Here is a 12,711-nt window from a genome sequence, read left to right as displayed (position 1 = left end):
ATACCGCCACAGCGGTTGAGACAAACGTTATTTTCGCAGCGAGGCGATGGGTGGGCAGGCAGAGCGGGAAAGGCCGTCAGAAGGGGAGCGGTTGCCGCATTCCGTGTCTTTCAGAATGCAACGTGGATGGCATTACTGAAAGGTGCCCAATAGCATTAGCGTAAAACTAAAACTTTCATCGCCCATAGGGCCCTCCTCGGTTTAAATATGGCACGGAGAGGGTAATGTGTTTTGCTAATAAAAAGCAATTGGCGGCGCGCGGTTTTTACGGTTGATATGTAACAGGATGAATATTCATTTTTTAATCGCTATATTCAGAAAATAAAATAACCTATTTTGATGGCGGTAAATGCGGTGAAAATAAATCGCGGCGAAATAAAACGGCGCGCCTGAATACCGCGCGCCGTAACATTAATAAACCTGCCTGCCGTTGATGCCGGCGGGGAAAATGCCGGTGGCGAAGAGATGCCCGTTGGCCTGGATCTGGTCGTCGGGCAGCATCTCCAGCGGAAACTCGGCCGCCAGGCAGTTGAGAAAGGCGTTGCGATCGTCGGTGGTGGTAAAGCCGATCAGATCGTAGAACAGCAGCGAAGCGATCAGCTGGCGATGTTCCGGGATGCGCCGCAGCAGCGCCGCCGACGGGAACGGCAGATGGAAAAAGAACGCGCAGTCGTTCAGCAGCCCCTGTTCCTTCAGCGCCTGGGCGCAGGGCAGCAGTTGGTAATCGTCGATGCAGACGATGTCGCCCGGGCACAGGTGTTCGCAGGCGATATCGGCGAAACGGCGATTCAGCTGCCGGTAGGCGCGGTAGTTTTCCGGCGTGAAGTGCGCCTTCTCCGGCTGGTTGTGGAACACCGGCCACAGGCCGTCGTGGTAGTAGCCCTGATAGTGGCGGCGGAACTCTTCGATCGACAGCGGGAAGGTCACCTGATCGTAACCGGCGTCTTGACGGCAGTGGATCGGGCGCTGCGCGAAATTCTGCACGTCGCCGTTCCAGCCGAGCCACAGCCCCGGTTTGGCATCGGCCGCCAGCGTCCGGCCGGCGCAGGCCAGATCCTTACCATCGCACTGCTTGTTGGAAATCAGCACTAAACGAGACATGGGGGTCTCCTTATCAGTGAAGGGCGCGCGGGGCGTGCGCCGCGCAGTCGGCGCGCCAGGGCGCTTGCAGCGCGGGCAGCGTGACGCGCAGGCCGCGCAACGCCGGATGCGCCAGGCAGCAGCGCGTCAGCCAGCTTCCCAGCCCGACGCCGCGGTATTCGGCGCTGACGAACAGTTCGCTCACCGAGGCGAAGGTGGCGTAATCGGTCACCATGCGGGCGAAGCCGAGCTGGTGGCGTTTGCGATACAGGCCAAAGCACAGGCCGTGGCGCGCCAGGCGCTCCGCCGCCGCTCGATCCTGCAGGCTGAGAAAACGCTGGATCGCGTCGATATCCAACAACTGCCGATCGGTGCTGATATGAAAAACGCCTTTGCGCCAGCAGAGCAGCGGCTGTGCGGGCGCCCGTTGCGGTTGCATATTCATGATTATCCTTAGGTTAACGAATCAGTGGGCGGTTACAGCATCCAGCCGAGTTCGGCGGCGGTGACCTGTTCCTCGAAGCGGCGCAGTTCGGCGCTTTTGCAGGTGTGCCACAGGGTGCAGAACGCCGGGCCGAGCAGTTCGCGCAGCGGATCGCTGTGGCGGAACAGCGCCAGCGCCTCCTGCTGGCCGAGCGGCAAGGGCGCGGCGTTGTCGCTCTCGCAGCCGTTGGCGGCGGGCGGCAGCGGCAGCGGGTGTTCCAGCCCGTGCAGCAGGCCGCCGAGCATCACCGCCAGCGCCAGATAGGGGTTGGCATCGGCGCCGGCCAGGCGGTATTCGATGCGCTGGTTGGCGCTGTCGGCGCAGGGCAGGCGCAGCGCCACCGTGCGATTGTTGTGGCCCCAGGAGGCGCGCAGCGGCACGTGCATGCCGGGTCGGAAGCGGCGAAAGGCGTTGATGTTGGGCGCCAGGATCGCCATCGACGCCGGCATCAGCGCCAGCATGCCCGCCATCGCCTGCTGCATGTTGTCGCTCAGTTCGCCCGGCGCGCCGGTCAGCAGGTTCTCGCCGTGCTCGTTCTGCAGGCTGATGTGAAAATGCAGCCCGCTGCCGGCGGCATGGGCGCAGGGCTTGGCCATAAAGCAGGCGTGCTGGTGATGTTGCTCGGCAATCTGCCGCGTCAGGCGCTTCAGCGCCATGATCTGGTCGCAGGCTTCCAGCACGCGCCGGCTGTGATGCAGGTTCAGCTCGTACTGGCCGGAAGCGGCTTCGGCCACCACGCCGGTCAGCGGCAGGCTTTGCAGCCGCGAGTGCCGTTCGATGTCGCTCAGCAGCGCATGGTGGCGCTCGGGCGCATCCACCGCGAAGCTCTGCGTCGGGCAGGCTTCCGCCTCGGCGGGGCGCTGCGGATCCTGCAGGTAGAACTCCAGTTCGGCCGCCACCACCGGGAAGCAGTTGCGCTCGTGCAGGCGCTTCAGCACCCGTTGCAGCACCACACGCGGCTCCAGCTCGCAGGCGTCGCCGTCGGCGTTTTGCATCGTCAGCAGCAGCTGGGCGTGGCGTTCGGGATCGCGCGCGCAGGGGCGCAGCGTGCCGGGCACCGGCAGGCACAGCCGATCCGGCTCGCCCGCCCGTTGCCCCAGCCCGCTTTCTTCAATCACCCGGCCGTGCAGATCCAGGGCGTAGATCGACAGCGGGAAGTAGCAGCCTTTTTCCAGGCCAAAGGCTTCGGCGATCGGCAGGCGCTTGCCGCGCAGCTGGCCGTTCAGATCGTGCAGATAAATATCCAGCTGTTCGGTATCCGGATAGCGCTGCAGGTAGTGTTCCAGCTCTTTGCGAAAGGTGCGCGTCGGCGATGCGGGCAGCTCCGCCAGCAGAGGATTGAACCCGATAATATTAGAATGCATGGCGCGCTCCAGAACGAAGACCGGTCACGGCCAGAGGCAGGGATAAACGCATGAGACAACTCTCTTGTGAGGCCATAGCGGCGATGTGGAAAGGGTATCTGCGGCGGCAAAAACTGTCTGTAAAAACGCCGTAACGTTAACGGGGCGCGGAATAAAAATGCCGTAAAGAGCGCGGCGGGTTGGCCGGGCGGCACGGTCTATACTGGCGAGACGGGCCGTAGAAGGAGAGATAACAATGAAGAGAATAGGGCTGCTTATCGCCGCGCTGGCCGCGTTCCACGCCACCGCGTCTTCCCCACAGGCGTGGGCCGAGAGCGAACGGGCGATGCGCGCCGCCTGCCTGAAAGCCAGCGGGCTAAAAAACGCCAGGGTGGAAGGGGAGATTATTCACTACGGTGATGACGTCGGCTATTCGGCGCTGTTTATCGGTGGGCGCTACCCGCAGCCGTTTATGAAAAACCAGCCGGGCAGGGAGCTGTGCTTATATCAGCGCGCCACGCAGAAGGTGGCGGTGCAGGCGGTGGAGGGGGATTAGACCGACTTCAGGAGATAGCTCAGGAGACACATGATGATTAAGAGTGCTCCTTGTAGCATTAATAGTCTGAAATCATTACGGATCCAACTTTGTAGCCTTGGTGATGAAGCAGTTCGAACGAAGTCGTAGGTTTTGGGGCTTAACCAAACGTTGCGAGTCAGTTTTAATTTCCGGTTGTTCAAAATCCAACGAAACCACTGGGCTTTTAGTGAAACACCGATGAAGTTAAGGTTGTCCGCTATCACGACAAAAAGTGGAACAGGGTGTTTACTCACCACATAGTGTTGATAAAAGAGATCAAACTCTTTTTTATGAAGTCGATAGTAAATAAATTGGATAATAGCGATAAGAAGGCAAAGAAAGAATAGTAATACCACTAAGAGTTTTATCTCTTTTATGAAAGGCTCAATATAATTGATCATTTTTATACGTTGATTTTGATGAGATAAATAAAAATACAGCCCACGGTGGTAATAATGGCCTCTACGAGCAAAAGTATAAAATCCATCGCCAGCCACTTCTGTAGCTCAGGAGAGGCGGTTTTTTGCACGAAATCGTAGGTTTTCGCATCGAGCCAAACTTGATCCTTTATTTTTATTTTTTTCCTTTTCAGAATCCAAAGAAACCACTGTGCTTTCAATGAGGTTCCAAGCATGCCGAGGCTATCGGCAAAGGCGACGTAGGGCGGAATAAAATGTCCGCTGCCGGCGTAACGTTGATAGAAAGCGTCAAACTCTTTTTTATGGCGACGGTAACCAATGAACTGGATGAAGGCGCTTAAAACCAGCAATATCAAACACGATATGACGATAAATTTCATCATTCACCTACCACTAACGTCGTCAAATAATCGGAACCCATGCCACCCAGTGTGGATCCTGCTGCGCCTCCTATAGCGGCTCCAGCGATACCACAAACGATCACACCTGTTCCTGCTGTTGCTGCACCTAACACAATTGAACAGGCTGCAATCGCAAGACCTGCACCTGCATTCCCTACCCAAATCCCCGCCACAGTACTTGCCGCAAAATGACTGTACCCCTTCACCGCGATCTTGGCGCACTCCTGTTCGCGGCCGGTGGTGCAGGCGTTGTAGACGTCGTTGGTGGTATTCAGCCCGCTCAATCCGATGCCGATCCAGCCGCCGGCTTTCATAAACTTGGCCGCACGGCTGGCGCTGTCGACGTAGTTCGAATAGCCCTTGATGGCGCCGACGCCGGCGGTACTCCATTCATGCACCAGCGATTTACTGGAGAGCCCCAGCGCGTGTTTGATTTGCGCATACTCTTTCATATTGAGTTGAGCACGAGTAAGGCGATTCAGTAACGGTTTTAATGTACCGAACAGCCGCGCTCGTTCCACCTGAAACTGAGTGCCAATCAAAGCGCCACTCGTGCGGAACTGATTTTGGTAGGTTGTTTCAATTTCGACCAGGATATTTTTGATCTGACTGAAGTAGCGTTCTCCGGCATCCGAAGCCAGCCCGACGACCGTTTCCCCATAGCTGGTGAAGGCGGCGATAGCGGCGTAATTGCGGTGCAAGAAGGCAGAGAAATCGCTGTCACCGGCTTTCACCGCTTTGCTGGTGCGGCTCTTGGCCTGCATTAGGGCGGCGATCTGCGTAGATTGATGATGATTGCGCGGATCGGCGACGATCAGCATTTGCCCCGGTTGAACCAGCGGCGTATCGGCATTGAGCTGCATAAAAAAGCGTGCCGCTTCGGATGGCTTGCCACCGAACAGGTAGTTAGCGTGGAAGGCGAGCGGGCCGGTTTGTTGGGCGATGCAATAGCCCGGTGCGATGTTGCTGGACTTCTGTTCCATGTCGAAAAGCCTCCTTATTTTTAGGAAACTTAACATTTTCTATAGGGTGGTAACAGGTTCTGGCTCACGCTCTCGATCGGAGAATCATCTGAAAATACAACGATGGGTAGCTTAATGATTGCTACGTAATAGTGTCTTTCCATTATGCTCGATGCTCAAAGTAAAGGTTCTCATGTATTTACGCCTTTCCGTGTCGTTATTCATCGAGACACCAAGCAAGACGGAGTATTCTCCCGCAGCCCAGTTTACCTGCGGATAAGTGACGCATTGCCCTGGTTTCAGTTCAGGCAACGGAGTGACTTCTGGTGAGGTCCAGACGATAAGCCATTGCCGTTGTTCCTGTCGTGAGACGATCACTCCCCGGTTTTGCAGGCTGTCGCCGCTGCGAACACTGTTGATAGGCACTGCAAAGCAAGGTTGGTTGTCTTTTAGCGAGACATCCAACGGACGGTACCAGGGTTGAGTGGATTGACAGCCGTTCAGTAGCAGTGCGCACAGTAACGAGAGATAAAGTCTTATCATGACAAGGTGTTCCGGTTCTTTGGATTGTTCAGGAAAGCTCGCAATACCCATTCATAGCGTTTTTTGATGTCTGGCCCAATAATGCCGCTGTAGTTGGTGATTACTTGAAAGCCATTGCGTCCGAATTTAGTTAGGTAGAAATAGTCTGCAATGATACTTGCTTGTGCCTCCATTCCATAATCGGATAGAAGATGATAATTGGGCAAGGAATACTGATAGGAAACCGCCCAACTAGCCAACCCGCGCAGGCGTACGTTCATGCCTAATTGATATTGCCAGACATGCGCCATTTCATGGATAAACCAATGCTGATCGTAGGCGTTTGCCGTGGCAAAGTCTTCTTTGAAGTGTTTGGGCATAAAATAGAGCGTGCCATTTGGTGTTACGGCCGTATCTTCATGCTGTAAGCCGAAGGGGAAATAGCTGCCGTTATGGACGCGAACGCGCGAGTAATCGACAGCATCTTTGTAGAGCAGTCTGGCCAATGTGATTTCACCGGCCGTAAGTTTTCTGGCGTTTCCTTGAGTTGTGGCCATGGTCTTAATCCGTTAAAACATGAAAAAATACCATAACGAAAGTTCAGACATGATTAACCCACTTTGTCACAATCTTTTGCGTTCGCTCAAAAGACTGAAAGGCAAAGGAGTATTTGGTGTAATTGATTGATATGGAGAATGATTCTATTATTTTGATATTCATTCATAAATAGAAAACCGGGTTGCGTGCTTTATTACCTCGCCAAACCCGTATGTTTTCTTCTCTGGCCGATACTGATGCCGCTGTTCCCGTATCTCGTCGCATCCCCTGTTCAAGCCGCAAGGCAATAACCACCTTCTTTTTCGAGCTGCCGGGCGGCAAGCACGTCGGGTTTACGGTTTAAGCGCAGGCTGCCCGCCACTCCCCGCCATCTCCCGTTCGATCACCGTCGCCAGCGCCTGCGCGGCGGAAGAGAGTTGGTGCTGCGCCAGGCGGATCAGGCCCACGCGCCGTTCGATAATCGGGCCGATCAGCGGCACGCAGACCGCCCCCAGCTCATCCATCTGTTGCTCGCACAGCGCCGGCACCGCGCTGGCGCCGAGGCCGTTGGCCACCATGCGCCCGACCGTCACCAACTGGTGGCTCTCAAACGCCACCTCCAGCGTTCGCCCGCTGCGGGCCAGTTCCTGCTCCAGCAGCAGCCGCACCGCCGATGGCCGCTGGAGGGTGATGAAATCCAGCGTCAGCAGCTCCTTCCAGCTCACCTGCGCCTTGCGCGCCAGCGCCGAATCCTTCGGCACCACAGCCAGAAAGCGATCGCGGCACAGCGGGGTGAAGTGCAGGGTGTCGCTCGGCTCCGGCTCGAAGGCGATGCCCATCTCCACCCGGCCTTCGCGGATCATTTCAAACACCTGTTCGTTGATGACGTCGTGCACCGCCACGTTGATGCCGGCATAGCGATCGCGAAACGCCTTGAGGATCGGCGGCAGCGGGTTGCCGGCGAACGACGGCATGGCGGCGATCGCCACCTTGCCCATCTGCAGGGTGAAGCGCTGACGCATCGCCTCTTCCGCGTTATCCCAATCCGCCAGCAGCTGGCGCGCCATCGGGAAGAAGGTTTCTCCTTCCGGCGTCAGCGTCACCCGGCGGGTGGTGCGCAGCAACAGCGGCCCGCCCAGCGCGTCTTCCAGCCCACGGATCGCCAGGCTGAGCGCCGGCTGAGAAATATTCAGCCGCTCGCTGGCCTGGGCGAAATTCAGAGTGTGAGCTACCGCTAAAAACGCGCGTAACTGTTTGATGCTCATTTTCATTTTGGTTGGCGTTAACTCTTTGTTAATTTTCGGTTAACGGTTGATTAATAAAAATTCTAAATGAATGCGGCATAAAAACAAAATTAACAAATCATTTTTGTGACCTGAAGATGCCCTCACGCAAGCCAGGGCATTTCGCCCTGCGCCGCAACATGCAGGGGCAACGATATGGCAGGGCTCGACAAACGCGTCGGCAGCTACCAGGAAGCGCTGGCAGGCCTGACGGACAACATGACGGTGCTGGCGGGCGGCTTTGGCCTGTGCGGCATCCCGGAGAATCTGATCGAAGAGATCCGCCGGCGTGGCGTGCGCGGGTTGACGGTGGTTTCCAACAACTGCGGCGTCGACGGGTTCGGCCTCGGGCGGCTGCTGGAAACCCATCAGATCCGCAAGGTGGTGGGATCTTACGTCGGCGAAAACGCGCTGTTCGAACAGCAGGCGCTCAGCGGCGAGCTGGAGGTGGATCTCACGCCGCAGGGCACGCTGGCGGAGAAGATCCGCGCCGGCGGCGCCGGCATCCCGGCATTCTTCACTGCCACCGGTTACGGCACGCCGATCGCCGAAGGCAAAGAGGTGCGCGAGTTCAACGGCCGCCCCTACATCATGGAAACCGCCATCACCGGCGATTTCGCCATCGTGAAAGGCTGGAAGGCCGATCACTTCGGCAACGTCATCTACCGCCACACCGCGCAGAACTTCAATCCGCTGATGGCGACCGCCGGGCGCATCACGGTGGTGGAAGTGGAAGAGATCGTCGCGCCGGGCGAGCTGGATCCGGCGGCGATCCACACCCCCGGCATCTATGTCGATCGGCTGATCCAGGGCACATTCGAAAAGCGTATCGAACAACGCACCCTGCGGGCATAAGGAGAATTCGCATGCTTACCCGTGAACAAATGGCGCAGCGCGTGGCGCAAGAGCTGAGGGACGGTTACTACGTCAATCTGGGCATCGGCATCCCGACGTTGGTGGCCAACTACGTGCCGGCGGGCATGGACGTGATGCTGCAGTCGGAAAACGGCCTGCTGGGGATGGGCGAGTTCCCGACCGAGCAACAGCTGGACGCCGACATGATCAACGCCGGCAAGCAGACGGTCACCGCGCGCCTCGGCGCGTCGATCTTCGATTCGGCGCAGTCGTTCGCCATGATCCGCGGCGGCCATGTCGATCTGACCGTGCTGGGGGCGTTTGAAGTGGACGTCGAGGGCAACATCGCCTCGTGGATGATCCCCGGCAAGATGGTCAAGGGCATGGGCGGCGCGATGGATCTGGTGGCGGGGGCGGAGAACATCATCGTGGTGATGACCCACGCAGCGAAGGGCGGCGAGTCCAAGCTGCTGCCGCGCTGCACGCTGCCGCTGACCGGCGCCAACTGCATCCGCAAGGTATTGACCGATCTGGCCTATCTGGAAATTGAAGACGGCGCCTTCGTGCTGCGCGAACGCGCGCCGGGCGTCAGCGTGGCGGAGATTATCGCCAAAACCGCCGGCCGGCTGATCGTGCCGGAGCAAGTGCCGGAAATGCGTTTCTGAAACGGGAGGTGAATGTGCAACAACGTGAAGTGGTGATCGTGGCGGCGACGCGCACGCCGGTCGGCAGTTTTCACGGCGCGCTGGCGCCGCTGACGGCGGTGGAACTGGGCACGGCGGCGGTGCAGGGGCTGCTGGCGCAAAGCGGCGTGGCGCCGCAGCAGATCGATGAAGTGATCCTCGGCCAGGTGCTGACCGCCGGCTGCGGGCAGAATCCGGCGCGCCAGACCGCGCTGAACGCCGGGCTGCCGTTTACGACGCCGGCGCTGACCATCAACAAAGTGTGCGGCTCCGGGTTGAAGGCGGTGCATCTGGCGGTGCAGGCGATCCGCAGCGGTGACGCCGACGCGGTGATCGCCGGCGGCCAGGAGAGCATGAGCCGGTCGCCTTACCTGATGGCCGGCGCGCGCGCCGGTCTGCGCCTCGGTCACGCGCAGATGGTGGACAGCGTGATCCACGATGGCCTGTGGGACGCGTTCAACGACTATCACATGGGCATCACCGCCGAGAACCTGGCGGAGAAATACGCCATCAGCAGAGAAGAACAAGACAGGTTCGCGCTGCGTTCGCAGCAGAAGGCGCTGGCGGCGCAGCAGGCCGGGCGTTTCGCGCAGGAGATCACGCCGGTGACGGTGCCGCAGCCGAAGGGCGAAGCGCTTCGGGTAGAGCGCGACGAACAGCCGCGCGACACCAGCCTGGAGGCGCTGGCGCGGCTGCGCCCGGCGTTTCGCAAAGAGGGCACGGTGACCGCCGGCAACGCCTCGTCGCTCAACGACGGCGCCGCCGTGGTGCTGCTGATGAGCGCGGAAAAAGCCGCCGCGCTGCGTTTGCCGGTGCTGGCGCGCATCGCCGGTTACGCCTCGTCGGGCGTCGATCCGGCGATCATGGGCATCGCCCCGGCGCCGGCCGCGCGCCGCTGCCTGGAAAAAGCCGGTTGGCGGCTGGAGGAGGTCGATCTGATCGAAGCCAACGAAGCCTTCGCCGCGCAGGCGCTGGCGGTGGGCAAAGAACTGGGCTGGGAGGCGGAGCGGGTGAACGTCAACGGCGGAGCGATCGCGCTGGGGCATCCGATCGGCGCGTCCGGCTGCCGCATTTTGGTGTCGCTGCTGTACGAAATGCAGCGCCGCGAGGTGAACAAGGGGCTGGCGATGCTGTGCATCGGCGGCGGGCAGGGCGTGGCGCTGGCGGTAGAGCGCCCGTAAACAACCGAGGAAGGCACGATGCAGTCATCTGACTATGCGGTACTGGGCGCCGGGCTGATGGGGGTGGGCATCGCCACCCACTTTATTCGCCACGGCCATGAGGTGCTGCTGTATGAACCGGATCCGCAGCGCCGGGCGGAAGCGCCGGCAGTGGCGAGCGGTATTCTGGCCGAGCTGAGCGACGTCGGGCAGTTTGATCGCGGCGAACGCGAAGCGGCGCTGGCGCGGCTGCGCGTGACCGGCGATCTGAACGCGGTAGCGCGCGCCCGGCTGCTTATCGAGGCGATCCCGGAACGGCTCGAGCTGAAGCACGCGCTGTATGAGCAGTTGGAAGGGCTGATCGCTGACGACGCGGTGATTGCCAGCAACACCAGCGGCTTGCCGCCGGACGAGCTGGCGGCGCGCATGACCCATCCGCAGCGGCTGCTGATCGCCCACTTTTGGCACCCGCCGCACCTGATCCCGCTGGTGGAGATCGTGCCCGGCAGCGCCACCGAGCCGCGCCATCTGGCGGCGGTGCAGGCGCTGCTGGGCGAGATGGCGCTGGAGGCGGTGCTGCTGGAACGCGCCGCGCCGGGGTTTGTCGGCAATCGGCTGCAGTTTGCGGTGCTGCGTGAGGCGCTGCACATCGTCCACAGCGGCATCGCCAGCGCTGAGGTGGTGGATCAGGTGATGCGCGCCTCGCTGGGGCGGCGCTACGCCATGGTCGGCCCGCTGGAGGCCGCCGACATGACCGGGCTCCCGACGGTGGCGGACATCGCCCGCCACCTGTTCCCGGAACTGGCGACCGGTGAAGAGATGATGGCGCTGGTGGAACAGCGGCTGCAGCGCGGCGATACCGGCCAGCGCAGCGGCCGGGGATTTTATCTTTGGGATGAAGCGCGCAGGGAACGCATTCAACGGCGACGGGCGCATCAGCTGCGCTTTGCGCTGAAACCGTAATTTCGCACGCCGTACCTGACAATAACAACGATAGCGAGGTGCCTGATGAGCGTTTTGATTGCCCTGGCAGCACTGGGATTACTGATGCTGGCCGCCTACCGCGGCTACAGCGTGATTTTGTTCGCCCCGATCGCCGCGCTGGGTGCGGTGCTGTTGACCGACCCCGGCGCGGTGGCGCCGACCTTCACCGGGCTGTTTATGGAGAAGATGGTCGGCTTCGTGAAGCTCTACTTCCCGGTGTTCCTGCTGGGGGCGGTATTCGGCAAGCTGATCGAGCTGTCCGGCTTCTCCCGTTCGATCGTCGCGGCGGCGATCCGCATTCTCGGCCGACGCCACGCCATTCCGGTGATCGTGCTGGTGTGCGCGCTGCTGACCTACGGCGGGGTGTCGCTGTTCGTGGTGGCGTTCGCGGTTTATCCGTTCGCCGCCGAGCTGTTCCGCCAGAGCGGCATCCCCAAGCGGTTGATCCCGGCCACCGTGGCGCTCGGCGCCTTTTCCTTCACCATGGACGCCTTGCCCGGCACGCCGCAGATCCAAAACATCATCCCGACCAGCTTCTTCGGCACCAACGCCTGGGCCGCGCCCTGGCTGGGGCTGATCGGCTCGCTGTTCATCATCGCGGTCGGTTTGCTGTATCTTGAACGCCAGCGGCGCAGGGCGCAGCTGAAGGGGGAGGGGTACGGCATCGATCTGCTGAACGAGCCGGAAACCCCGGACGACATCAACCTGCCGAACCCGCTGATCGCCATCCTGCCGCTGATTTTGGTCGGGGTATTCAACCTTGGCTTCACCCATTGGATCCCGCAGTGGTACGGCACCAGCCACGAGCTGACGCTGCCGGGGCTGGCCAAGCCCATCACCACCGATGTGGCGAAGATCACCGCCATTTGGGCGGTGGAAGCGGCGCTGGTGTCGGGTATTCTGCTGGTGGTGGCGTTCGGCTTTCGCAATATTCGCGGCCGCTTGGCGGAAGGCAGCAAGACGGCGGTCGGCGGCGCAATTCTGGCGGCGATGAACACCGCCTCCGAATACGGCTTCGGCGCGGTGATCGCCGCCCTGCCGGGCTTTTTGGTGCTGTCGCAGGCGCTGTCGGCGATCCCCAATCCGCTGCTGAACGAAGCGATCAGCGTCACCCTGCTGGCCGGCATCACCGGTTCGGCCTCCGGCGGCATGAGCATCGCGCTGGCGGCGATGGCCGATAACTTCGTGGCCGCCGCCCATGCGGCACACATTCCGCTGGAAGTGCTGCACCGGGTGGCCTCGATGGCCAGCGGCGGCATGGACACCTTGCCGCACAACGGCGCGGTGATCACCCTGCTGGCGATCACCGGCCTTAGCCACCGGCAGGCCTATGGCGGCATCTTCGCCATCACCCTGATCAAAAGCGCCGCGGTGCTGTTTGTGATTGGCGTGTTCTACCTGACCGGCATTGTTTAAAGGAG

Annotated in this window: 14 protein-coding genes; 6 read left to right on the top strand and 8 right to left on the bottom strand. The window is 60.3% G+C overall.

Going from position 1 to position 12,711, the window contains the following annotated elements; all coding sequences use genetic code 11:
- Positions 1-411 precede the first annotated feature (411 nt).
- The 3 genes from ACJ8M3_RS15415 to ACJ8M3_RS15405 are packed head-to-tail and all read right to left on the bottom strand — an operon-like array spanning position 412 to position 2,928.
- Positions 412-1,101 carry a trehalose-6-phosphate synthase gene (locus ACJ8M3_RS15415; protein ID WP_089197636.1) on the bottom strand — a complete coding sequence of 230 codons (690 nt, stop codon included), beginning with the start codon at positions 1,099-1,101 and terminating at the stop codon, positions 412-414.
- 13 nt (positions 1,102-1,114) lie between these two features.
- A complete protein-coding gene (locus ACJ8M3_RS15410) occupies positions 1,115-1,525 on the bottom strand; it encodes a GNAT family N-acetyltransferase (RefSeq protein WP_047025147.1) in 411 nt (136 codons plus the stop codon).
- Between the two features lie 32 nt (positions 1,526-1,557).
- Positions 1,558-2,928 (bottom strand): glutamine synthetase family protein, encoded by a 1,371-nt coding sequence (locus ACJ8M3_RS15405; protein ID WP_069100380.1) that lies wholly within the window; start codon positions 2,926-2,928, stop codon positions 1,558-1,560.
- Between the two features lie 235 nt (positions 2,929-3,163).
- Here ACJ8M3_RS15405 and ACJ8M3_RS15400 point away from each other — a divergent pair, with 235 nt between their 5' ends.
- Positions 3,164-3,463: a hypothetical protein gene (locus ACJ8M3_RS15400; RefSeq protein WP_089197637.1), complete on the top strand. Its 300-nt coding sequence runs from the start codon at positions 3,164-3,166 to the stop codon at positions 3,461-3,463.
- 424 nt (positions 3,464-3,887) lie between these two features.
- Here ACJ8M3_RS15400 and ACJ8M3_RS15395 read toward each other — a convergent pair whose 3' ends face one another.
- The 5 genes from ACJ8M3_RS15395 to ACJ8M3_RS15375 all read right to left on the bottom strand — a co-directional run bounded on the left by ACJ8M3_RS15395 (position 3,888) and on the right by ACJ8M3_RS15375 (position 7,596).
- Complete coding sequence (locus tag ACJ8M3_RS15395; RefSeq protein ID WP_404948163.1) at positions 3,888-4,286, bottom strand: hypothetical protein; 399 nt, start codon at positions 4,284-4,286, stop codon at positions 3,888-3,890.
- The gene (locus ACJ8M3_RS15390; protein WP_089197639.1) at positions 4,283-5,287 is read right to left on the bottom strand and encodes a hypothetical protein; all 1,005 of its coding nucleotides are present in this window, start codon (positions 5,285-5,287) and stop codon (positions 4,283-4,285) included. Before ACJ8M3_RS15390 ends, ACJ8M3_RS15395 begins: the two co-directional genes overlap by 4 nt.
- Before the next feature lie 111 nt (positions 5,288-5,398).
- A complete protein-coding gene (locus ACJ8M3_RS15385; protein ID WP_139120336.1) occupies positions 5,399-5,809 on the bottom strand; it encodes a putative T6SS immunity periplasmic lipoprotein in 411 nt (136 codons plus the stop codon).
- Positions 5,806-6,345, bottom strand: a complete 540-nt coding sequence (locus ACJ8M3_RS15380; protein ID WP_069100377.1) for a hypothetical protein — start codon at positions 6,343-6,345, stop codon at positions 5,806-5,808. The genes ACJ8M3_RS15385 and ACJ8M3_RS15380 overlap by 4 nt, the downstream gene beginning before the upstream one ends.
- 333 nt (positions 6,346-6,678) lie before the next feature.
- Positions 6,679-7,596, bottom strand: coding sequence for a LysR family transcriptional regulator (locus ACJ8M3_RS15375; protein ID WP_047572821.1), 918 nt, complete (start codon positions 7,594-7,596; stop codon positions 6,679-6,681).
- Positions 7,597-7,764: 168 nt separating this feature from the next.
- Here ACJ8M3_RS15375 and ACJ8M3_RS15370 point away from each other — a divergent pair, with 168 nt between their 5' ends.
- From ACJ8M3_RS15370 to ACJ8M3_RS15350, 5 genes are read left to right on the top strand one after another with little or no spacing between them, the layout of a single operon-like run.
- Positions 7,765-8,463 (top strand): CoA transferase subunit A, encoded by a 699-nt coding sequence (locus ACJ8M3_RS15370; protein WP_004933280.1) that lies wholly within the window; start codon positions 7,765-7,767, stop codon positions 8,461-8,463.
- 11 nt (positions 8,464-8,474) lie between these two features.
- Positions 8,475-9,128 (top strand): CoA transferase subunit B, encoded by a 654-nt coding sequence (locus ACJ8M3_RS15365; RefSeq protein WP_089197641.1) that lies wholly within the window; start codon positions 8,475-8,477, stop codon positions 9,126-9,128.
- A gap of 14 nt (positions 9,129-9,142) precedes the next feature.
- Complete coding sequence (locus ACJ8M3_RS15360) at positions 9,143-10,327, top strand: acetyl-CoA C-acetyltransferase (RefSeq protein ID WP_089197733.1); 1,185 nt, start codon at positions 9,143-9,145, stop codon at positions 10,325-10,327.
- An 18-nt stretch (positions 10,328-10,345) separates the two neighbouring features.
- On the top strand, positions 10,346-11,269 hold the full coding sequence (locus ACJ8M3_RS15355) for a 3-hydroxyacyl-CoA dehydrogenase family protein (protein ID WP_089197642.1): 924 nt from the start codon (positions 10,346-10,348) through the stop codon (positions 11,267-11,269).
- A gap of 42 nt (positions 11,270-11,311) precedes the next feature.
- Positions 11,312-12,706 (top strand): GntP family permease, encoded by a 1,395-nt coding sequence (locus ACJ8M3_RS15350; RefSeq protein WP_199560489.1) that lies wholly within the window; start codon positions 11,312-11,314, stop codon positions 12,704-12,706.
- The last annotated feature ends 5 nt before the right edge of the window (positions 12,707-12,711 follow it).

This window comes from Serratia sp. CY55921 (genome assembly GCF_052167655.1).
In the GTDB taxonomy this organism is placed as follows: domain Bacteria; phylum Pseudomonadota; class Gammaproteobacteria; order Enterobacterales; family Enterobacteriaceae; genus Serratia; species Serratia ureilytica.
The sequence above is the reverse complement of the archived record's forward strand: the minus strand, read 5'-3'. Positions and strand labels throughout refer to the sequence as shown.

What these genes read in the sequence shown, in the direction of transcription:
- ACJ8M3_RS15355 (WP_089197642.1), top strand. Translation starts at nt 10,346, where the DNA reads ATGCAGTCATCTGACTATGCGGTACTGGGCGCCGGGCTGATGGGGGTG.
- ACJ8M3_RS15385 (WP_139120336.1), bottom strand. Translation starts at nt 5,809, where the DNA reads ATGATAAGACTTTATCTCTCGTTACTGTGCGCACTGCTACTGAACGGC.
- ACJ8M3_RS15405 (WP_069100380.1), bottom strand. Translation starts at nt 2,928, where the DNA reads ATGCATTCTAATATTATCGGGTTCAATCCTCTGCTGGCGGAGCTGCCC.
- ACJ8M3_RS15415 (WP_089197636.1), bottom strand. Translation starts at nt 1,101, where the DNA reads ATGTCTCGTTTAGTGCTGATTTCCAACAAGCAGTGCGATGGTAAGGAT.
- ACJ8M3_RS15375 (WP_047572821.1), bottom strand. Translation starts at nt 7,596, where the DNA reads ATGAAAATGAGCATCAAACAGTTACGCGCGTTTTTAGCGGTAGCTCAC.
- ACJ8M3_RS15390 (WP_089197639.1), bottom strand. Translation starts at nt 5,287, where the DNA reads ATGGAACAGAAGTCCAGCAACATCGCACCGGGCTATTGCATCGCCCAA.
- ACJ8M3_RS15380 (WP_069100377.1), bottom strand. Translation starts at nt 6,345, where the DNA reads ATGGCCACAACTCAAGGAAACGCCAGAAAACTTACGGCCGGTGAAATC.
- ACJ8M3_RS15370 (WP_004933280.1), top strand. Translation starts at nt 7,765, where the DNA reads ATGGCAGGGCTCGACAAACGCGTCGGCAGCTACCAGGAAGCGCTGGCA.
- ACJ8M3_RS15410 (WP_047025147.1), bottom strand. Translation starts at nt 1,525, where the DNA reads ATGAATATGCAACCGCAACGGGCGCCCGCACAGCCGCTGCTCTGCTGG.
- ACJ8M3_RS15395 (WP_404948163.1), bottom strand. Translation starts at nt 4,286, where the DNA reads ATGATGAAATTTATCGTCATATCGTGTTTGATATTGCTGGTTTTAAGC.
- ACJ8M3_RS15365 (WP_089197641.1), top strand. Translation starts at nt 8,475, where the DNA reads ATGCTTACCCGTGAACAAATGGCGCAGCGCGTGGCGCAAGAGCTGAGG.
- ACJ8M3_RS15400 (WP_089197637.1), top strand. Translation starts at nt 3,164, where the DNA reads ATGAAGAGAATAGGGCTGCTTATCGCCGCGCTGGCCGCGTTCCACGCC.